Source organism: Schlesneria paludicola DSM 18645 (assembly GCF_000255655.1).
Lineage (GTDB): Bacteria > Planctomycetota > Planctomycetia > Planctomycetales > Planctomycetaceae > Schlesneria > Schlesneria paludicola.
The window spans coordinates 3,179,689-3,200,488 of record NZ_JH636435.1; the positions used below are offsets into that span (position 1 = coordinate 3,179,689).

At 56.7% G+C, this 20,800-nt stretch carries 16 protein-coding genes; 1 reads left to right on the forward strand and 15 read right to left on the reverse strand.

Going from position 1 to position 20,800, the window contains the following annotated elements; genetic code table 11:
* Window positions 1-8: 8 nt before the first annotated feature.
* The 4 genes from OSO_RS0131705 to OSO_RS0131720 form a co-directional block, all read right to left on the reverse strand.
* Window positions 9-1,196, reverse strand: a complete 1,188-nt coding sequence (locus tag OSO_RS0131705; protein WP_010586928.1) for a DUF1573 domain-containing protein — start codon at window positions 1,194-1,196, stop codon at window positions 9-11.
* Window positions 1,197-1,453: 257 nt separating this feature from the next.
* Complete coding sequence (locus OSO_RS0131710; protein WP_010586929.1) at window positions 1,454-3,679, reverse strand: O-antigen ligase family protein; 2,226 nt, start codon at window positions 3,677-3,679, stop codon at window positions 1,454-1,456.
* A 368-nt stretch (window positions 3,680-4,047) separates the two neighbouring features.
* A complete protein-coding gene (locus tag OSO_RS0131715) occupies window positions 4,048-5,142 on the reverse strand; it encodes an MraY family glycosyltransferase (protein WP_010586930.1) in 1,095 nt (364 codons plus the stop codon).
* A 608-nt stretch (window positions 5,143-5,750) separates the two neighbouring features.
* Window positions 5,751-6,167, reverse strand: coding sequence for a hypothetical protein (locus tag OSO_RS0131720; protein ID WP_010586931.1), 417 nt, complete (start codon window positions 6,165-6,167; stop codon window positions 5,751-5,753).
* A 425-nt stretch (window positions 6,168-6,592) separates the two neighbouring features.
* On the opposite strand from OSO_RS0131720, the gene OSO_RS0131730 reads away from it, so the two are divergent.
* Entirely contained in the window at window positions 6,593-7,123 is a 531-nt protein-coding gene (locus OSO_RS0131730; protein ID WP_010586933.1) for a hypothetical protein, read from the forward strand.
* A gap of 137 nt (window positions 7,124-7,260) precedes the next feature.
* Here the strand turns inward: OSO_RS0131730 and OSO_RS0131735 are convergent, their stop codons facing one another.
* The 11 genes from OSO_RS0131735 to ureB all read right to left on the reverse strand — a co-directional run bounded on the left by OSO_RS0131735 (window position 7,261) and on the right by ureB (window position 20,782).
* Window positions 7,261-7,965, reverse strand: a complete 705-nt coding sequence (locus OSO_RS0131735) for an SIMPL domain-containing protein (protein ID WP_010586934.1) — start codon at window positions 7,963-7,965, stop codon at window positions 7,261-7,263.
* A gap of 309 nt (window positions 7,966-8,274) precedes the next feature.
* Complete coding sequence (locus OSO_RS0131740; protein WP_010586935.1) at window positions 8,275-11,604, reverse strand: inverse autotransporter beta domain-containing protein; 3,330 nt, start codon at window positions 11,602-11,604, stop codon at window positions 8,275-8,277.
* A 585-nt stretch (window positions 11,605-12,189) separates the two neighbouring features.
* Window positions 12,190-12,960 carry a class I SAM-dependent methyltransferase gene (locus tag OSO_RS0131745; RefSeq protein WP_010586936.1) on the reverse strand — a complete coding sequence of 257 codons (771 nt, stop codon included), beginning with the start codon at window positions 12,958-12,960 and terminating at the stop codon, window positions 12,190-12,192.
* A 17-nt stretch (window positions 12,961-12,977) separates the two neighbouring features.
* Window positions 12,978-13,853, reverse strand: coding sequence for an AraC family transcriptional regulator (locus OSO_RS48855; RefSeq protein WP_050986224.1), 876 nt, complete (start codon window positions 13,851-13,853; stop codon window positions 12,978-12,980).
* A 286-nt stretch (window positions 13,854-14,139) separates the two neighbouring features.
* The gene (locus tag OSO_RS48860) at window positions 14,140-15,525 is read right to left on the reverse strand and encodes a sirohydrochlorin chelatase (RefSeq protein WP_010586939.1); all 1,386 of its coding nucleotides are present in this window, start codon (window positions 15,523-15,525) and stop codon (window positions 14,140-14,142) included.
* Between the two features lie 44 nt (window positions 15,526-15,569).
* Window positions 15,570-16,484 carry an urease accessory protein UreD gene (locus OSO_RS0131765; RefSeq protein WP_010586940.1) on the reverse strand — a complete coding sequence of 305 codons (915 nt, stop codon included), beginning with the start codon at window positions 16,482-16,484 and terminating at the stop codon, window positions 15,570-15,572.
* Complete coding sequence (ureG, locus tag OSO_RS0131770; protein ID WP_010586941.1) at window positions 16,481-17,119, reverse strand: urease accessory protein UreG; 639 nt, start codon at window positions 17,117-17,119, stop codon at window positions 16,481-16,483. Before ureG ends, OSO_RS0131765 begins: the two co-directional genes overlap by 4 nt.
* A 26-nt stretch (window positions 17,120-17,145) precedes the next feature.
* Window positions 17,146-17,817 carry an urease accessory protein UreF gene (locus OSO_RS0131775; protein ID WP_010586942.1) on the reverse strand — a complete coding sequence of 224 codons (672 nt, stop codon included), beginning with the start codon at window positions 17,815-17,817 and terminating at the stop codon, window positions 17,146-17,148.
* Between the two features lie 86 nt (window positions 17,818-17,903).
* Window positions 17,904-18,476: an urease accessory protein UreE gene (gene ureE, locus OSO_RS0131780; RefSeq protein ID WP_010586943.1), complete on the reverse strand. Its 573-nt coding sequence runs from the start codon at window positions 18,474-18,476 to the stop codon at window positions 17,904-17,906.
* A 137-nt stretch (window positions 18,477-18,613) separates the two neighbouring features.
* On the reverse strand, window positions 18,614-20,332 hold the full coding sequence (locus OSO_RS0131790; protein ID WP_010586944.1) for an urease subunit alpha: 1,719 nt from the start codon (window positions 20,330-20,332) through the stop codon (window positions 18,614-18,616).
* 27 nt (window positions 20,333-20,359) lie between these two features.
* Window positions 20,360-20,782 (reverse strand): urease subunit beta, encoded by a 423-nt coding sequence (ureB, locus tag OSO_RS0131795; RefSeq protein WP_010586945.1) that lies wholly within the window; start codon window positions 20,780-20,782, stop codon window positions 20,360-20,362.
* Window positions 20,783-20,800: the final 18 nt, after the last annotated feature.

Genomic DNA, 20,800 nt, shown 5'->3' on the forward strand with positions numbered 1-20,800 from the left:
GCGTTCAATCAGCGCGTCGCATTGTAGTCGAGCAGCAAACGGAAGTCAGGCGCTTCCGGATGATTCAGCTTCAACACGACTTGAGCACATTTGTCTTCGCGATGCTTGCCGGGGGGGCCAGGAGGAATCTCGACTTCCAATTGGTAGCTCTTGGAATTCCCCAAGACCTTCGCCTCGGACAGTTTAATCTTGTACGGCGAATCGGCCGGTTCGACGCCCTGGAGAACCAAGTCGTCCGCCATTCCCTTGACGAACAGCGTCAACTTGGCCGACTTGCCGGTCGCAGCGGGAAAATCGGTGAAAATGAGGCGGTTGGTGGTCACATTGAACCCTGCCCCAAGCGGTCCCCGAACATCGATCGGCCCCGACCGCCGTGCGGCGACGGTGAATTCTCGAATGACTTCGGTTTCACCAGAAACGGCCTTCACCTTGATCGATTCACGCAGCATGCCGATTGGCACATTGGGACCGGCCTCCACCGCCAGACGATAGCCGCTTTTTCCACCTTTGGTGTGCAGAATTTCTGGGTCGGCAGGCTGAATCGTCACTTTGACCGCCGCATTGTCGCGCGGCACTTCCGTCAGCGTGAATTCCTCGAGTACTGACGAGTAGACATACCCTTCGCCCTTGGTCGGTTCCGAATGCGACATCTCGCCCAGATCCCAAAAACCCGCGGGGGTAATATGAATCGGGCTATCGATCACACCTGTGATCGCCAGATCCATGCGACGTTTTTCGGGGTCTGTCGTGAACACGGGGACCGCCTGTCGGAACTTTTCGTTCTCGGCCTTCATGTCCCACTTCACGAGAATACTGACCACCTCGCCTGGCCCCAACGGGCCTTCCTTGCGAGGTTCACCCGATTCGGTCGTGATTTCGCCAACAGTGCATTGGCAGGTTGGTTTCCCCAGTTTGAAGTTCAACGGGCCTTCACCCACGTTTTTGATTTTGAAGACATGCTCGTCGTTCGATCCAACCTGTTTGACACCGAAGTCAAATTCGGTCTCCTCAATCTCCACTTTGCCAAAGGGCCCCGATTTGGGCATCGGCAGTTCGTCGGCATCGGATTCATCGCTCGGCTTGTTCGTGACAGGCGGTTTCACCAAGGCGGACGCCCCGCCTCTTCCCACCCAGGCAACGACACACAACGAGGCAATACCGAGCACGATTGTCAGTAAGATTGCATACGGTTTCACGAAAGATACCTCTCAGGTTCGGTCGCCACTCTGACGTTAGGCGTTCTTGGTCGGAATCGACAGGAGTATAAACGAAACGACAGGCACTGCAATTCGGCACTGCCCTGGCGTCATTTCGATTGTATCCCACAACGCTTTCAATGGGTTCCGTGGGATGGCCCCATCAGAAAAGAACCCGCTCGCAGAGCGAGAGATCAACGTTGGTCTTTCCAAGCTCCCACCACTTGTTGAACGACGGTTCAATTTCCATTGACGGGTCATCCGCCCGCCTGCTTCACCAGCATCTCCAGTTCATTCCGGACCGGTTCCGGAAGAATTCGATCCACATGTCCCCACGCTCGATTGATCTCATCCTGCTGCAATGCCTGCGACGCCACCTTCACCGCAGACTCCGTATCACCTTTTGCCACATAGGCTTTCGCCAAATCCGACATCAAAAACGCACTTGTCGGATATCGCTTCCAGGCTCGATCCAGTGCCTCGACAGCAGCGATCGCATCGGCTGGCCGATTCGTGACCCGCCACCGCGCCAAGCACCATTCGCCGACTCTTTGGTCGTCGCGACCATTTGCCGGATCTCGGGCATGGGCCTCGCGCATCAACCCTACGGCGTTCTCCCAGGAAGCGTTGGACCGGAAGCCGCCCGCCTCGACGCCCAGGTACGCCAGCTCGGCCCTTCGCCGCCATGGCTCTGGCGTCAGCGAGTCTGCGGTCGCGGCGGCGGCATATTCCACCTCTGCCGCATCCTTCCGTCCGCGCTGAAGCTGCCCATCGCCAGCTTGCAAATGAACTTGGACGATGCGGCTTGGGCGCCAGGCCGACCAGACGAGCCCCCCGAGCAGCACCACCGATAATCCGATCTGCAAAATCTCCGTCCCCGCTGGCGGAAAGGCTCCGAAACGGATCAGCCAACGCGGTTCCTGGTTTGCGAGCGCCGCCAGCGTGAGCAACAACAAACTGATCGCCGGCATGCCGATCCCGCCTGCCCCCAGCAGATGCACCAGAAGCGCCAGCACGGCGGACGTAATGGCAACTCGAACCGCGTGGGCTTCGAGAATCTCCATCCGCAATTGTCGGCGAATCAGAAAAAATAGTCCGACAGTTGCGGGCAACACGATCAGCAGCCGATCGTCGTAACCAGTCAACAAGGCCGCGCCCCAGCCCACGAGCGCGGCCACGGCCACGATGAAGAATTCCGGCGAATCGGTCGCATCGCCCGCCGAATCCGGCAGCGAATCGATCGATGCCCTGACAGGTGAATGACGTCCCACCAAGAATGCGACGCAGAATCCCGCCAGGCCACAAACGGCGAGCAACCCGCCATTCGCGTACACATCCAGAAAAAGATTGTGCGGATCAGCGATTTCTTCACTCGCTTCGGGCAATTTGTAAAACAGATATGCCGTGCGAAACTGGCCCAGTCCCACGCCGAGCACCGGATGATCGGCGATCATCGCGAGTGTGGCGCGCCAGTACTGCATGCGATACCCCAAGGACTTCGGTGCCTCGGTCAGCACCTGTCGATCAAGCCCTCCCAGCCGGCCGAGCCCCCAGATCGCGACCAGTAAGAGAGAGCAGGCTCCCAGCCTCCCGAGTACCCGTGTACGCGTCCATCGAATGCGACGGTCGCTCAAGAACCACGGCACCGACGCCACGAGGATTCCCGCCCACGCGGTTCGGCTTTTGGTCAGCATCAGGCACCAGCCCAACAGGATCAGGATCCCGATCCAGACGAGGCGATTCAGAGCCCCGCCCTTCGCCGAGCCAGATACGGCGATCCCCGCTCCCACCGTCAGAATCAAGCAGACGGCCAAAAAACCGCCGAATGTGTTCGCGAGCGCAAACAGTCCCAACGGCTCGCGGCTGTCTCGCAGCCGCTTTTCGAACAGAGTCACCCCCGCACCCTCCACGGGAATTTGCTGGGCCATCAGTTCCTGACGGATCAATGCCTTTTCGCCGGGGTCTGCCACCTTCAGCCGATCAAACATCGGACCATATTTCGCCGCCAGACCAGGAAACTCGACATAATGCTGATACAGGCCCAACCCGGACATCACCGCCCCGATTGCGATGAATGCCGCCAACAAGTCTCGGCGAAAGAGGACCTGCTGACACTGTCGCCGCAGCAGAAACCACGCCACGAGCACACCGCACCATTCCCAGGCCAGATTGAGCGCGGTGCGTTTCTCGCCCGCTGTCGCCATCACGGCTGCGGCGGAGACAAGATGCCCCCCCGCCAAAAGTGATACGCACAGATCCAGCCAGCCGAATGGACTGCCCTGGGGCGGAGGCAGCCACCGTAACAGGATCGCCGACAAGGCCCAGGCGACCAGCCAAAGTGCGACCACCCAAAGCGTTTCGCCCTGCCCCGCCGATTCGGCGACATCAAAGAAGCGGAGCAGAAACAACGACAGAATCAGTCCGCCCCCGATCGATCGAGGCGAGAACCACGGGACACGAGATGTGGGCAAGCGGGCTGTCATCAGTTGCGGTTCGCGGAGTCTATCAGGGTTTATTTGGTGCTAGATCAAGTTGTTGTGGTGGTGGTGTGTATTACGCCGGGCGCTGTTCTGTTCCTTGGTGTGCCACTGACGATGCCAGTGCTCTTCTTTCCTCGTTGCCAAGCTCCCGATTGGCAACGCTCCCTGCCCTTTAGAAACGTGTACGACAATCCCAGCCGACTTTCGTGCTCAGCAGAAACAAAATCGCAAAAGGCGTCACCAAGTGGGAGCTTGGTAACGAGGACAGGAAAACGAGGAAAAACCGGCTCGCCTGAATCTATGAACGAGGACAATCTCATGAGCACCACCGTGCCTCTCCCCTATGTGCGTCGATGTACTTCAACGCGCAGCTAAGCACTGGCCCGCGGAGCCGCCTCCAGGATCGCAATCAAGAGCAACACGCATCCCACGCACGCAACCACGACCAAGGCCGCGTTCCAAGTCGTCACAGAGTACAGCGTCAATCCCAGCAGCCCCGTCGTCAGCGTCGTGAGCTGTACCGTCAACACCGCCTGAACCTTCGTCAGCCCCAGCGCCACCAATCGATGTGAAAAATGCTTCTTATCGGGTTGGAACGGACTACGCCCCTCCCGCAGACGGATCAAGACCACGGACGTGATGTCATACAGGGGTACCGCCAGGACGCAGAGCGGTGCGAGCATCACATGCCGATTCTGATCGGTCGGGGTGTAAAACGTGCCCAGAATCGTCATGCAGGCAATCGCAAATCCCAAAAAGTAGCTGCCCGCATCCCCCATGAAGATACGTGCCGGCGACCAGTTGTGACACAGAAAGCCGATCAGCGAGCCGGCCACGATCAGGAAGAACGCCCCGACAAACCAATGCGGATCACCCGGTTTGGTCAGCATCATCACCGCGAAGATCGTGCTGACGATCAAGGCGATTCCGCCCGACAGACCATCCATATTGTCGAGGAAATTGAATGAGTTCACGAGGACCACAAACCAGATGACGGACAGGATCCCGCCGAACACCGGATTCGTGACAAAGACTGTGGCACGCACGCCCGAACAGACAACCGCGATCGAGACTCCAAACTGCAGCGCCATCCGCAGCTTCCACGAGAGCGGACGAAAGTCATCCATCAGCCCCGTGATCGACAACAGCGTCGCCGCCCCGATCACCCCCCACAGTTCGCGGGCCCGCAATCGTGCCCCCGCCAGATGCTCGGCCAATTCAAGTGGTAACCATTCAGGCGGATGCTTGCGCCAGATCCAAATCAAGATCTGAGCCGCCGCCAGTGGCAACACGACGCCACACCAGATGCCAATTCCGCCCCCGAGCGGCGTCGGCACCAGATGCACCTTGCGCGCGGCGGGCTTGTCGATCAATCCAATCCGCGGCGCGATCAACCGCATCAGTCCGGTGGCCAGGAACGACACCCAGAACGCCGAGAGCAGACATCCAATGATCAACAGCCACATGGATCGATATCAGTGGCACAGACATTCCTGCCTGTGTCCCTTCGTTTCGAGAAATCCGCCAAGAAATTTCCACCCTGTGAGAAAGCTCGCTCAACGTACGTTAAAGCGTCAAAAATGTTTGCGCTTCGGCTGGCGATCACGATTTCCACAACGTCAATCGCCAACGGCCTCCCAAAAACAATCCTTCTCGATTCATTCTTGTTACGCCTCTTACGATCTTGTTCCATCTCGTTACCAAGCTCCCGCTTGGTAACGCATCTTTACGCCTTTTGCGATCTTGTTTCTGCTGAGTAGGAACTTGAACCGGAACTGTCGTACACATTCCCGATGCGTAGGAGACGTTAACAAGCGGGAGCTTGGTAACGAGGAAAATGAGGGACAAGTCGAGAGTGAAACAAGGAACGCGAGTTCCTGGACATCCTCAAGTCGAGACCAGAATGAGTTTTACAATCATCGGAGTCAACCGCAGGATCGAATCCTGAGGCCGTTTCACGGTTCGCCCCGCGTTTTCAACCCGCCAGTCGCTACAAACCGACTTTCAGGGCGCGGAGAGAATGCGGGCGGAACGCAGACCGCCAATGATTTCGGCGAGACCACAGGAAACACGTTCAACGCGTCCCCATGCTGGCGCTGACGAGCGCGAACACGAAACCAAGAACAATGGCGATGAACAGGTTTTTGCGAACGACGCCACGATAGTTGGTGGTACCTGAGCGATGGATCAGCCACCCGCCGATTCCGCCCACAAGAGCGAGGATGACGTACCAGCCGCGAATGCCCAAGATGAAAACCGTGAGCGAAATGCCGAGCATGATCCCCGGGAGGAGTCGTAGCGATTCTCCGAGACCTTTGGTCCCGATGAATTCAGGAATGCTGACGTCACCGGACATGATCACGGGAAATCGGTAGAAACAGGCGGTGAGGATTGCAGCTGGAAATGTTGCTCCAATGCTGAAGAGCACACCGAGCAGCACGCTGAGCAATGGACTCGACTGCGTCGGAATGGGTGCTTCACGGTCCATCATGTCCCTGTCTCTTTTGCAACGCGCAATTCCATGAACGGCGCGGCGAAGAGGTAATGCATGCCCGAGCCGCGGAATTCTCGTTGAGTGTTCGTGATCGACAGGGCGTTTCATCGGCCTCTGTTTTCGACGCGGCTCAATTTGTGACATTCCGCATTTATCTTCTGGCCGTGTGCCGCATCATGCAAGCCCAATCGGCCTCAACTTTGCCTATCGTGCGTCGTCGCGCTGGCAAGCGATGTGAGAGCCTCAAGTCGACTGTTGCAGGGGGCGACTGAGATTGTTCGACATTTATGAGGATTGACACACCGCGACGTTTCGCCCGCATAGAAACGACCACGGGCAACGCTTCACAATCTCAAAAACGCGCCCTATTCTGTCCACTAGCATAGGGAACAAATAGAAACATCCATTAATGGAAACATGCCATGGCGGATGACATCCAGACGAAAGTCGCGAATACCGCTGAATCGGCTTCCAAGAACGGGTCGCCCTATGGAAATGGGATGTGCTGGGGTTTTGTGCACCACGTTCTTGCGACCGTGAATGCCAAGAGCTTCTATGACTTCAATCACCAAGGTGAATCAGATCCGATTTTTGCGGCTTGGGGCGAACCAGCGACAGAGCCCGGCATAGGTTACATCATCGTCCTGAAAGACGCGGCATGGGCCACGATTCACAAGCATAAGACAGGAAGAGGGACCGTAAAATCAACGACAATCACGAGAGTGAAACACCAGTTTCATAAGCATGTCGCGATCATTCTGAGAGTCGATTCCGACGGCCATCTTCTGATTGCCCAGCAAGGGGTGCCATCCCCAAGTGCAAAACCATCCCAATTGAAAATCCCCACAGGCTTCAAACAGGGAACACTCAAGTACTTTCGCCCCGTCGCGATGCCATTGGGTCACAAGACATCGAGTCCAACCCCTGCTTCAAAGGCCGCGGCAGCGAACTAACCGTGAACAATGGCGGCGTCGGGTCGTCTTAAAGTAGGACGCGAAAATGACGTCGCCCAGACGACATGTTCAAGACTTTTGTCATGAACAAATTCGTCCGGGCGCACTGTGCTGACGAGCTCGCTCAAGCGGATCGTTTACTCGATCTCAAACGCCACATCGATACTCACTTTAATCTCGATTGTGCCGGGAGCGAATGTACCACTGCCATCGTCGGATTCGGCTTTGGCGGCGCCTCGAAACGTATTGGCCATCATGGGCATGCCGTGAAATTCTTGAGGTTCCGCGATCCGAAGGACTCGACCGAGTTTCGCTCCCAGCAGTTCGGTCATCTCCGCCGCCTTCGTACGGGCGGCTTTGACAGCATCCAGGCGGGTCTTCGTCCGAATCGAGGTGAGTTCCGACGATTCCAGCGAATAGCCGACTTCGACATCTTCCGCGGCGATCAACTTGGCCAGAATCGTGTCGAACCGGCTGATGTCGCGCTGACGCAATGTGACATGACGATCAACCATGAAGTGCCGGAATGAGGTTTGATTCCCGGTCGCGTCGTGATCATAAATCTTTTGGATCGACATGTACCCCGTTTGAATGTCTTCCGGCTTCAGTTTGAGTTCAGTCTGTAGCGCCAGCACCTTCTTCACCGCGTCATCACATTCAGACTGGGCCTTGGCCAATTCCCGATTGGCACGCCGAATATTGATCTGCCAGACGACCGTATCCGGTTGAACGCGCGAAATGGATGTTCCGGTCACCGCGACATGCCGCGGCGAAAGTTTGATCTCGTCGGCAACCGCGACACCACTGCACAGCAACAGAACCGTGAGGAAATAACGCGACATCAGAGCGACTCCTATTCCTACAAAATGGCGATGCGAAGGGGTTCTGACTGGTACCATACGAAGGGACCACGGTCAGTTCCAGTCGGAAACGCCGGCCACCAAGTTCTGCGCGATGATGGCCTTCCGGCGTTCGCCATTTAGATGAAATTTCCCGCGCCGAGTTCCCGCATTTTGAAGTCTTTGGCGCAATTTATTCACCGTTCACGAACGGTTTGCCAGGAAAACACCTGATCAGGGCTCAAGGAAACGCTGCGCCGCATGTGTGATTGAGTTATCAACGCGTTCGCCGAACGCCATTTTGATCGTGCATTACGGCGTCACATAGTAAGAACCGTTGATAATGATGCCGCCGACCGCAGTCCCGGCTGGCATGGAGAACAGATTCTGAGTCGAGGTTGCGTTGTAAATCGCATTGGCCGTCCCCGCAGATTGGCTCGACGGTGTATAGAGGTTCATGGTCGGGGTGACCTGCGTAAAGATGATTCCGCGATGCATCAGAGAATCACCGGCCAACAACGTGATGGTGTTTCCGGTAATCGTCGTGGTGGTATTGGCGGCGACACTGTCAAACAGCATTCCGGTCGCCCCGCCCGCCTGATCCGTGATGATATTTGTCGTAATCGTGTCGGTGCTCTTGTCGTAGAGCCCGAACCGCAGTCCCGTGCCGCCAGTTCCCTGGAACTGAATCGTATTCGTGGAAATGTTCACCAGGGACGTGATCGTCGAGGTTTGCCCCGACTGACCATCGATCACCCAGATTCCGGTCCCCGAACTTGCCGCCGCCGTTTGGAAATAGATCAAATTCGAATTCATGGTTCCGGTCAAAAGTCCGGTCGTGGACGCATCCTGAAGCATCACGGCAGTCATATTGGAGCCATAGGCATTTATCGTATTGCTGTTGATTGTAGGCGTGGCCGTGCCCGTCCAGTTGACACCAATCGCCGACGATCCGTCGTGGTATCCCGTGATCGTGTTGCCGGTGACCAACGAGGTCAGCGTTGCCCCTTCCCCACCGGGCTGAGTCTGAAGCTGAATCGCAGTACCATTCGGATCGGTGATCGTGTTGTTCTCGACGTTCCAGTTGAACGTTCCGACGGCGCTTGCCTGCATTCGAACGGTCCCGCCGCCAACGGATCCATTTCCGGCCAGGATCGAACTGAACAGATTCATATTGCTGTCGTTGAGTGAGTCGATCGCGTAGCCGGCCGAGCCATTGATGCGCAAGTCCGTCAATGCGAGCTGTGTGGAGCCGGTCGACTGAATCCCGGTCGCGTTATTCACGAAATCAATCCAATTGAGGCTGGTATTCGTGAACGAATTGATCAGTACGCCCGCTGTCGTTGTGTTCTGGATGGTTCCCCCCGAGGCATAGCCACCGCTGCCCTGAATCGTAAAGGTGCCGGTGCTCGACTCCAGTTTGATTCCATACGGCCCCCCATCCACTGAGACCGATCGAAGTGTCGCGTTGATCGCCGAGGATTCCACGTCGAGCGCCGGGGCATTCACGGTCGTGAACGTGCCGTTACTCACTTGAAGATTGGAGACATTGTTCGCAGACAAACCCATCGCATTGTGGGTATTCACCGTTACATTTCCGAGACTGATTGTGCTCGTCGTATTCGTCAGTGAGATCGCGGGAAGCGACGACGCTGACGTCGCGACCAAATTGGTGACGCTGACCTTCGCATCGGTGCCGTCGACCACGAGGCCCGCTCCACTTGGCGAGGTGATCGTTGTCGTCCCGGTAAAGCGATAGGTCTGGTCGGCCCCGGTCGTTCCGGAAATCGCCACGGCCGATCCCGCTGGGCCGCTCATCCCGGATTGCGTGACCGACAAGGACGAGAAGAACGCTTCTGTCGCCACGTTGTCGATGACCAATCCCGTCTCGCCGACATTCGTCAGCGACAGATTGCTGACGGCAATGGTCCCGCCCGTCAGGTTTTCCAGGACAAAGCCATTTCCCTGAGTGCTAATCGTGTTTCCGGAACCGTAGAAGGCGATGTTCGGATTCCCACCATTGAATACGATTCCGTTTCCGAACGAAGAAGCGATCTGTGTATCTTGAATCGTCACGTTGCCCGAGGCATTGGTCAGGTTGATCGCGTCACTGCCGACTGACGCAAACACCAAGTCATGCAGTGAGATTCCCGAAACACCATTCCCCGCGATTCCATTCCCCGTGGAGCCCACAATATTGAAACCTGCCACCTCGGTTCCCGACGCGAGCGTTACGGCCGTTCCTGTCACGTTCTGAATGATCGGCGTGGTTTGCCCTGCTTGCAGCAGATTTGGAAGCTGAACGTATCCGCCACCGGTCGTCGCCAGCTTCTCGGAGAAATTTCCCTGACCGAACAGGTGCTGCCCCGACGACAACGTGATCGGTTGATTCAAGACGGATCCGCTTTGCACGAAAATCACATTGCCACCAGCGGCCTGAGCCGCCGCGACAGACGAGAACGGATTGACCGTGGTCCCGTCTTGAATCGCAGGGACGGGACCCGACGCAGGTGCGTAGACCTGGTCGATCACATACGCCTGACCGGTCGTTGGATCGGTGGCCACCTGATTGGCATCGTTCGTTTGCGACTGGTCGACAATGACGTTGTAGTTTCGTTCGACAAACCGGAACGGAGACGGTGTGTTTCTGGTCCAACCCGTCGACGGATGATTGCTTGCGAAAGGAAACTGCATCGATAGTCCGACCATCAGATTGTCGCCGTACAGATGATCGTGTGTGTAGAGTGCCTGAGCCGTAATCGTATGATTCGCAACCCCTTCGATTCGGGCCTTGAATCCGTTCACTCCCCCGGACGAGCCACCTTCAAAGTGGTAGCCGCCCACAAAGCCGCGAACGATGTGCCGATCCAGTACGGGGCGGCCGTAACCGATTTCAGCGTCGATCCCTCGCAGGGCCGTTCCCGAATCGATGGAACGTGTGTAGAGCAGTTGATTTCCCACGAACGCTGCGTTGTTGGTCGTGTTGGAGTAGATCTGAGAAGACGTGACGGGAAGATAGATGTTGGATCGGAATTCGAACTGTTGAATCAAGCATTCGAAGCTTAGACCCACCTGCTGGAACATTCTCGAAGTCGACTGATCGGCATCATACCAGAGGCTGGCACCAGCCCAGGCATTCCGATCGTCGAAGAGGCGGCGATAACCGATCCCCAGGTTTCCCCCACCCTGAGATCGATTGGTGACAAATCCGCGGACATCGGCAAAAATGAAATGCTGATCGGTCAGCATGTACGGCATGAATTCGAGCGGCGTGATCGAATCATTTCGACCAAACGTTTTCCCTGCGAGATGGCTGGCTCGTCCCATCGTGCCGAACCCGTTGCCGATGACGTGCGGTGAGACCTGGTCGGATGTCGACGAATCTTCAAATTCCTCCGTCGCCGTCGGCCTTGCCCTTTTCCGGCGCGGCGCGGGTTCATCAGAACCATCCACGTCGAATTCCGAATCAGACAGGTCTTTGTTGGGTTTCGAAGCGGGTATGTCATCGAACACCAAGTCACCCGCCTGAACGGATCGTGGCGAAACGGCACTTCTTGTCACCAACAGAAACGACAATGCGATCATCCCCAATCGCGGGACGATCTGCATTGGCAGCAACTGAATTCGACTACTGGTCAACATCGAAAAAATTCCAGCACGTCCATCTCGATGGTGGCCTCATTCGGCCCACGTCATCCACCGATGTGATGGGTCATGCACGGACGTCACAAACAATAAAGCGCGAAGGTCAGTGCTCGGGTGATCGGCCTGCTGAACCAGAGGGCGAAATAATGCGGACAGGCACCTTCGGAGCCAGTCCCCGTTATTTCTAAAGGCTGCAACACACGACACGGGGAGATGGGCCGCGGCCGATCTTAGACGCGTTGCGAAAATCGGAGAACGTGAATGCAGCCCCTTCGACGGCAGTCTTTCTCGAAATTCAGCGAACAATCGGGAATGAGTCGAGATCAGAGATCGCGTGAATTCACGTGGAATTCAGGCAGAAAGATTCATCGGCATGAATTTCGTTGGACCGCAGCTCATCGAGTACCGAGGCATTTCACACGGACTGTGCGCAACACATCCACGGAGTTGACCGCTGAACAGCCCATGAGAAAACCGCCGTCGCCGCTGGCTCCGTGTTCAACGAAGCGGAGTTGCGGCTCAACGGCAAGGCGGCGAGGCGGCGAGGCGAAGAGGCGAAGAGGTGTTCTTGCTCGATGACGTTCACTTGTCGCCAACGACGATCACAATTGGATAGGCGTAGTAAACAGCTCCATCTTTGAGCATGGCTCCCATGCCGATCCGATTGACTCCAACATCGTCTCGGAACAGTTGGCGAACCTTGTCACCATCTCCCGGGTTCGGGAACGACACGGCCAGGATTTTTTCAACCTGCATTTCCACCTTGTAGTACTCGGTACGGACGTTTTTCAGTCCCGCATCTTCAAAGAGCTGGACAAGTTCGTCCGCCCCCAAGGCCCGCACGTGCGACGGATCTCGAAGTCGTTCAACCTGATTGAGTGCGTCGGCCTGTTCGGGTGATGACGTGAACATATCCACAACCGTCACCTTGCCGCCCGGTTGGCACACTCGCACCATTTCCGCCAGCACCGCCTTCGGATCGAGTAAATGATGGAACGAGTAACGGGTGACGACCGACGAAAACGAAGCGTCGTCAAATGGAAGAACCGTCACGTCACCGATGCGCCAATCCATGTTCGCCAACCCCTTCGAGGATTGCCGCTTTTCCGCTTGCTCGATCATGGCCGGAGTGAGATCGATTCCGGTCACACGCCGTGCGATCGCAGCGATCTCGCAGGTGATCAGCCCCGGTCCGCAGGCCACATCCAAAACCGTATCGTTGGGAGTGATGCCGGCGGTCTCGATGACCAGCCGATTCGAAGCCTCTTCGGAATGTGCGGGCAATTCCGTGAAGGGGATCGCCTGCCGCGTGAATTGATCGAGAATCATTTGCCGTTGTCGTTCTGCATCCATCGTTGGTCTCCGTCGTTTCAGTGGAACTGGTCGCGGGCCATTAGAGCGTCGACCGCGTCATCCGTCTTGAACGATCTTGACCTGAGGCGAAAATCTCCGGGTGTGACGCCGACCAGCTTCTTGAACAGGCGGGTCAAATGCGACTGGTCCGCAAACCCGGCCCGAGCGGCCACATCCACCACGGGAACTCCCACTTTCAACATCTGACGCGCATGCCGAACGCGGGCCTGAATGTGGTACGCGTGTGGAGGCAAACCGTATCGCTCACGAAACAGACGCGTCAGATGAAACGAGCCAATCCCCGCGATGGCAGCGAGATCCGACAGCGATACACTCTGCTCAATTCGCGATTCGAGATAGTCACGAACCCGCTCGATCCCCTTCGTATGTGACCGCAAACGGGGCAAATCCGACAGTCGGCTCTGGTGTAACGCAAGCCGTTTAAGAAAGTTCAACAGTCGATCGTCTTGAGCAAGTCGTTCATCGCCGTGCACAACAGCGTGATGAAGCTGACGAAAACGGGCCTTAAGTTCCGCGTCATGAAACGGCATCGGAGAAAGCTGCTGCCGAGGACTTGATCCAGTGAGTCCTTCGACCACTTCGGCCACGCGATTCACTGGAAGATACAACGTGTCGAACACCCAAACGTCATTGCCATCCGGTTGAAGCTCGTGAACTTCGTCGGGATGAAAGGCGACGAAATGATTAACGGGGCACGTGGCCATCTGACCGGTACGACGGACCTGACCAGTTCCACTTCGAGTCAGCGAGATCTGGAAAAAGTCGTGGGAATGTCGAGGCTGCGGGGCGTGCCGCCATTCCGACGACCAGGCCTCGACATCGGCCATGCACGACGTCCAGAAGACGTTGTACTTTTGTTGCGTTTTCTTCATGGACATTTCCAACCATTTTCAATCCGATTGCCACCGCCGCTTTTCGAATGGTGAGTCGGGCCCCGCGATCCGTCAACGCAATACCATCCGGTCTCTATTTTTTTGCACAGACAAGACACGAGAAGTCCCCATCTCTTTCAAGAGTGTTGGAACGGCGAACGGGTTCACGCCCCGCGACGAACCTTACGTGAATCCCAACGTTGAAATCGCGAATCATGTCGTCCATCGGCAGATTGAGCGAGAGAGCCGAGGCGAACGGTCGCTTCTTCGCGGCGACAAGACTCATTCACGATTGGCGTCGCGCATTGAGATGTGCCGTCCAATAGTGAACCGTTTTTGCAACGGCCGTAATGACGTTCTTGATCTCGCGTTTGACCGTAAATTGAGGACCGGCCGGTAAGTAAAGGACGTTCCCTTCGCGGCGAACCATGATGTTTTCGACGATGATCGCCCGCATCAGCCAGACGGCCATCTCTTCATTCTCGCAGCGAACTCCGATCCACCCCAGTGACGCGCTGGCGACAATGGGCAGGCCCGTGACCATTTGAATACCACGCCCAATCTCGGTCACGACCGCCTGATATTGTTCAGGCTCTTTTTTCACGTCTTCTGCCGAGACGGCCTCGAGCAACCGACCGCGATGCGGCGGACCGCCTGCCAGGGCCAGATCACAAAAACTGGTCCAGATTTCGTCCCAAGCGACGTTTCCATCGGTGTCATATTTCAGCCCGGCAGTCCCCATGGACTGCGAAGAAACATCTTCATAACGCCCCTGATACTCCGACGGCAGCAACGCGTTGATTCGTGCTTCTAACTCCTGAAGCTCAAAGGCATCTTCCGCCAATTGGTCGCTCGTCGAAGAACCTTCGGACGGCTGATCGTCGGAGTTGGGTTTCGCCGTGGTATCGATCAGCTGGTCTTCTCCACCATACGTTAATGCGGCATAACAATTCGCGACGAGCAAATTGACCAGAGCCGGATGCGCCAGCGTCGGTTGCACGAGCTGTGCAGGCAGGTTGCAGGTCTTCGTGACCTGAGCCAATTCCGCCTGAAGCTTGGCCAGGCTGACGTTGTCGGACACGAGCCACGGAATCACGATCAGATTTCGCAGGCCCTGACGGGCCAACGTCCGAATCGCATCAGAAACACCGGGTTGCCCACCACCGAGAAAGGCGTAAGTCACGGTGGCCAAGGGACTCGATTCGTAGATCAAGTGTGCCAGCCGCGCCAGATTGGCGTTCACCATCGGATCGGAGTCAATCTGCCCGACGACGAGAACCCCTGTGTCCGCGGGTGGAACGGCAAGTTCGTGGATCGCATCAAGGCTGATCAGCCGCAACCAGCCGCTCCATTCGATCCAGGTCAAAGGCACCGCGACGTGCACTGTTAGGGATGGCCACTTTCGCTGCGCGGCCGTGATTGATCGGGCAATGAAACCACGTTCAGGAACCGGAAGAAGGCCGCACGGGACAATGACCAGCCGACGTGTTGTCGGTTCGACCAGAGATTGAATACGTTCCAGCAGCGGTATTTCGTCGATGTCCGGCAGGCAAGCGGCCACCGGTTGGTGAAGGCGTGACTCCAGACCTTGAGCCAACTCTTCAACGTGTTGCCTGCCCCAGGCGGCACCGACGTCACGCGCGACCAGTAACGTGCCGGTTGGTATTCGCATTTGCAGTCTATCCACTCGTCGATGACGACGATTTCAGCAGTCCGTTAACGCCAGGCAAATTCTGGTGGAACGGGCGCGCCGACGACCTGAGGACGCACGACGGACCAGAACTCGCGAACCTTGGAACGTACCACATGCGATTCCATTCCGACAATCTTGTAGATCAGTCCGGCATCGTTCGGCAGTCGGCTTGCCCCTGCTGCCCACCCTTCATCGGGATTGAACACCGCGGGAATCTGCTCAAAAATCTGGTCTGCATGGTGTTTGGGGGTAAGCAGAATCACGTTGCCGAATACGTCGTAGTCTCCCATGACCCCGACCTGTCGCACCGACTTTTCGTAAGGCTGGATCACGAACTTCTCGGCGAACAGCGTTGACTGATCGGGGCGAACACCCTTGACCGTCGACGAGAGCATGTCGAACAGATAGAGTTCGCCATCCCCGTAATACTTACGACCTGCCATCAAGATTTCCGAGTACAGCAAGGTCGCGCTGGGATCGATGACGACGCGCGTCTGACTCAAGAATCGGGTGTGCTTATGGGGGATCAACGGGTCTGAGAGATACTCCAGATACGAGTCTTCATGAAGGACAATCTCTTGGATCTGCGTCGCGAAGTTCGCATCCATCTCGTGGACTTTTGTGGCCGACTGGGTGGTGACATGCGCCCGAGCGCCGGCACTTAGCGTGATCGCGATGGAATTGCGATCTCCCTGAAGGATCCCCCCGGAATTGGTGATGATGAAGACGCAGGGCATCTCCGGCATCTCCTCATCCCAGTAAATCGCGCGATGGACGATGAGCGGCGCCCGGCGATAGAGATCGGCCAGAATGGTGCGATCACCACGCCGCTCGAAGCCCATTCGCAACTCTGCGACTTTGCCGGGCGAACCCGTTGGCAACTGCTTGGGTTCATCCTGATAGGGAGCCAGCTCTGGAATCAGATGCAACGGTTTCATTTGCTGGCGGCCGAAAGATCGAGGTCAAACAGGATATTTTCGCGGATCAAGTTGACCAGTTCGGGAATCCCCTCGTTGGTCTTGCAGTTCGTGAACAAGAACGGTTTCTTACCCCGCATCATCAACGAATCACGCTCCATGACTTCAAGACTGGCTCCGACGTACGGTGCCAGGTCGGTCTTGTTGATCACGAGGATGTCCGACTGTGTAATGCCGGGTCCATTCTTGCGGGGGATCTTGTCACCGGCAGCCACGTCGATCACATAGATGAAAAAGTCGACCAGGGCTGGGCTGAATGTCAGCGTCAGATTGTCGCCGCCCGATTCAATCAGAACCAAATCGGTCTCCGGAAACCGCGATTCCATATCTTCGACCGCGGCCAGATTCATGCTGGGGTCTTCGCGGACGGCGGTATGCGGACAGGCCCCCGTTTCCACGCCGATGATGCGTTCTTCAATCAGCACCCCCTTCAGCGTGCGCTGAACGTGTTTGGCATCTTCCGTCGTGACCACGTCATTGGTGATGACGAGAATCCGGACGCCCATTTTGATCAACATCGGCGTGATCGCTTCGATGAGCGCCGTTTTTCCGGAACCGACGGGGCCACCCACGCCAACCCGCGAGATTTTCTTCATTTGCCAGTTTCCTCAATTGCGGTCTGTCAATTCATGAACATTCGAACTTTCGATTTGACATGGATCGCCGCCAGAATGTCGAGCACCGGCGCGAACGTGGACATGTCATCGAGCTGCAGATTGGCCACGCGCTGGTAGGCCGCTCCCGCCGCCTCGTTGACCTCAAACAGCAGCGCCTGCGTATCGAGATGGCTGACCTTCATCAGTCGCAGTGCCGCTCCCAGAATTGTCGACGCCACCCCATACTGATGGACGGCAAACACATCCTGTTCAGAGAGATCAAGTGACGCAAAGACGATCGCCTGTCCGATCGGATAACATCCGGGAACGGCTCCCTGCTTGATCGCCGCCAGCCAATCACTGACAAGCGGGACCGAGGGCAATGTCTGCACGGCCATCTCCGCCAGTTTACGTCCCATGCGAATCGTCATGGTGCGCATCTCTTCGCTCAGCTTGCGACTGAAGACCGCATGATCGGCGACCACGATCCGACCAAAATCGTTGGCGCGCGCGGCACGGTGCGTCTCTAAGACCGCCACGCCGTCTCCGGTTGCGGCCTGTTCGGCGGCAGTCAGCACAAACTGCCGCAGAGTCTCTCGATCATGGACAATGCGTTCCTGCACGGCCGATTCCAGCCCGCTGGAAAAGGAAAATGAGCCGACCGGCAACATGGAATCGCCGAACTGCAGGGCTCGCATGAGCTCAGAAATGCTCGGCACGGAAAAAGACGCTCCGATCAGATGACGTTTGTCAGATTGCGTTTACGAATTTCGACTCACAGTGGTTACTGAGCGTTCGCATATTGCAGGATATGCGTATGCGGCGTCGAGTTAGCGCCACCGAACAGTCGACGCGCTTCATGCGGTGCCAGGTAGGGAATGACTTCCGTCCCCGGAACGAACTCGTATGTGATACCAGAGAAGGCATGCGTTTTCATCACGGAGGCCATCACCTGTTTCGCGACGGTGAGCGGAACATAGACTTTCGTCCCTTTGACAACAGCGGGCCAATGCTGATTGCCCAACGCGTGTCCCAGTTCAAAGCATGTCTGCCAATTCGCCGGTTCCCGCTGATCAATGACCTTGGACAACTCAATCACCAGCACATCTTGTAATGCGATCCGCGCGACGGTGGCCTTGCGATTCGTCTCGTCCCAGAGCAAGAGATCGCCGTCTTGCAGTCGGCTGTTACGCTCAAGCGATAGAGCCAGTTCGATCCCCTGCGCAGTTTCCGCGCGAAAGCGATTCTTTTGCGCCTGCCACTGGTCGAGATCGAGATAATCGAACGTGGCTCCCTGAAGCAGACTTTTCCAATTGTCGTCTCGGAGATTTCCGAGGACGTTGTCTACGATGATCACAATGTTCTCCACTCAGATGCGGATGATCGTCATTTCGCCAGTCGCAGCCATCAAGCATCGCCAACGTCAATGGACGTCGGACAACGTCTGATTTATCTCGAATCGCAGGTCAATGATCTGGCCGCCACGACTATGGATTAACTGAAAAAGTACAGCTGATTAATTGCAATGTTTTTGGGTGCGGGGGCGGTCGCATGAACTCCATCGACCGTCACAGCAAACGTCTGCGAGTTCACCTGAATATCCGCCAGTGTCGAGTTTCGAACCATGTCACGCTTTGTGGCGGTTCGCGTCCCCTTGACCGGCATCACGAGGCGCTGAAGATCATACTTCTTCTTGATATCCAGATCGTGAGCGGCCTGAGACACAAACGTCACGCACGTTTTTGACAGCGCCGAACCGAAAGCGCCGAACATCGGGCGATAATAAGTCGGCTGCGGAGTCGGCAACGAAGCATTCGGATCGCCCATATTCGCCCAGTTGATCAACCCCCCTTTGATGATCATCTTGGGCTTCGCGGCGAAGAAGGCCGGCTCCCAGAGCACCAGATCGGCCAGTTTACCAGGGGCGATCGAACCGATCACGTGTGAGACCCCCTGTGCAACGGCAGGGTTAATCGTGACTTTTGAGATGAAACGAAGAACGCGAAAGTTGTCGTTGCCAGGCGTATCCTCGGGAAGCTTGCCACGGGCCTTTTTCATCGAGTCGGCCGTCTGAATGGCACGCAGCCAGTTCTCGCCGACGCGTCCCATCGCCTGCGAATCACTCGTGATCATGGAAAGTATGCCCATGTCATGGAGCACGCTTTCGGCGGCGATCGTCTCGGCCCGAACGCGACTTTCCGAGAAGGCGACGTCGGACGGGATTTTCGGGTTGAGGTTGTGACACACCATGATCATATCGAACAGCTCGGCGACCGAATTGATTCCATACGGAAGTGTCGGATTGGTCGAACTGGGCAACACGTTCGGTTCGCCCGCAATCTTGATGATGTCGGGAGCGTGGCCACCGCCGGCCCCTTCGGTATGGAACGTGTGAATGGTTCGCCCATCGATGGCGGCAATCGTATCTTCGACATATCCCGATTCGTTCAGCGTGTCGGTGTGAATCGAAACCTGGACATCGTACTCTTCCGCCACTTCGAGCGCCCGGCGAATCGCCGAAGGGGTCGAACCCCAATCTTCGTGGACCTTGAAACCGGTCGCTCCGCCCAGAACTTGTTCGATGAGCGGACCGCGTCCCGATGAATTTCCTTTGCCAAGCAAACCAAAATTGACCGGAAGCCCTTCGATGGCGCGGAACATCATCTCCAGATTCCACGGCCCCGAGGTGATGGTCGTTCCTGCAGTACCGTCCGTCGGCCCGATGCCCCCGCCCCAGAACGTCGTGATGCCGTTACTGAGAGCCGTATAAACCTGCTGCGGACAGATCATGTGAATGTGGCTATCAATGCCACCTGGCGTCAGGATCAGATGCTCGGCACTGATCGCATCGGTGGCGGGCCCCACCGCCAGACCGGGCGTCACCCCTTCCATCGTGTTGGGATTGCCGGCCTTGCCGACTCCAACGATGCGGCCATCCTTAATCCCCACGTCGGCCTTGATCACGCCCAGCAACGGATCCAAGATCGTCGCATTGGTGATGACGAGATCCAGCGCCCCGGCAGCGCTGGTCACCGTATTGTCGATCCCCATCCCGTCGCGAAGCGTCTTGCCGCCACCATAAACGGCCTCATCGCCATAGTTGCGAAGATCTTTTTCGATTTCGATATAAAGATCGCTATCCGCGAGTCGGATCTTGTCGCCCTTGGTTGGACCAAACAAATCCGCGTATTGCTTCCGAGTCATCTTGGACATCGTTTTGGCTCCCGTGATCGACGGTGACTACTTCTTCTTCGATTTGAACCCAAGGTCATGAGCGCGCTTGACCGATTCTCCATAGTTCGGTCGGTAATTGGACTCAGCCCCACCCGTCCATCCGTCGACGAGATTGGCGAAGCCGTAAATGCGCTGTTTTCCGCCCATGGGGATCAGCGTGACTTCTTTCTCATCCCCTGGTTCGAATCGAAGTCCCGTCGTGGCGGGAACGTCCATCCGCATCCCGAAGGCGGCGGCGCGATCGAATTCCAGGGCGCGATTGACTTCGAAAAAGTGATAGTGCGATCCCACCTGAATCGGACGATCACCCGTGTTCCGAACTTTCAAGGTCACCGTCGGTCGACCGGCGTTGATTTCAATCTCACCTTTTCCGAGAACCAGGCCGCCCACCGGGGCGGTCTCTTTCGGCTCTTTGTCATGCTTGGCCATGCTGCGTCTCCGTAAGTG

Coding starts and splice junctions, on each gene's coding strand:
- OSO_RS0131710 (WP_010586929.1), bottom strand. CDS start 3,679: ATGACAGCCCGCTTGCCCACATCTCGTGTCCCGTGGTTCTCGCCTCGA.
- OSO_RS0131715 (WP_010586930.1), bottom strand. CDS start 5,142: ATGTGGCTGTTGATCATTGGATGTCTGCTCTCGGCGTTCTGGGTGTCG.
- OSO_RS0131720 (WP_010586931.1), bottom strand. CDS start 6,167: ATGATGGACCGTGAAGCACCCATTCCGACGCAGTCGAGTCCATTGCTC.
- OSO_RS0131730 (WP_010586933.1), top strand. CDS start 6,593: ATGGCGGATGACATCCAGACGAAAGTCGCGAATACCGCTGAATCGGCT.
- OSO_RS0131735 (WP_010586934.1), bottom strand. CDS start 7,965: ATGTCGCGTTATTTCCTCACGGTTCTGTTGCTGTGCAGTGGTGTCGCG.
- OSO_RS0131740 (WP_010586935.1), bottom strand. CDS start 11,604: ATGTTGACCAGTAGTCGAATTCAGTTGCTGCCAATGCAGATCGTCCCG.
- OSO_RS0131745 (WP_010586936.1), bottom strand. CDS start 12,960: ATGGATGCAGAACGACAACGGCAAATGATTCTCGATCAATTCACGCGG.
- OSO_RS48855 (WP_050986224.1), bottom strand. CDS start 13,853: ATGAAGAAAACGCAACAAAAGTACAACGTCTTCTGGACGTCGTGCATG.
- OSO_RS48860 (WP_010586939.1), bottom strand. CDS start 15,525: ATGCGAATACCAACCGGCACGTTACTGGTCGCGCGTGACGTCGGTGCC.
- OSO_RS0131765 (WP_010586940.1), bottom strand. CDS start 16,484: ATGAAACCGTTGCATCTGATTCCAGAGCTGGCTCCCTATCAGGATGAA.
- ureG (WP_010586941.1), bottom strand. CDS start 17,119: ATGAAGAAAATCTCGCGGGTTGGCGTGGGTGGCCCCGTCGGTTCCGGA.
- OSO_RS0131775 (WP_010586942.1), bottom strand. CDS start 17,817: ATGCGAGCCCTGCAGTTCGGCGATTCCATGTTGCCGGTCGGCTCATTT.
- OSO_RS0131790 (WP_010586944.1), bottom strand. CDS start 20,332: ATGTCCAAGATGACTCGGAAGCAATACGCGGATTTGTTTGGTCCAACC.
- ureB (WP_010586945.1), bottom strand. CDS start 20,782: ATGGCCAAGCATGACAAAGAGCCGAAAGAGACCGCCCCGGTGGGCGGC.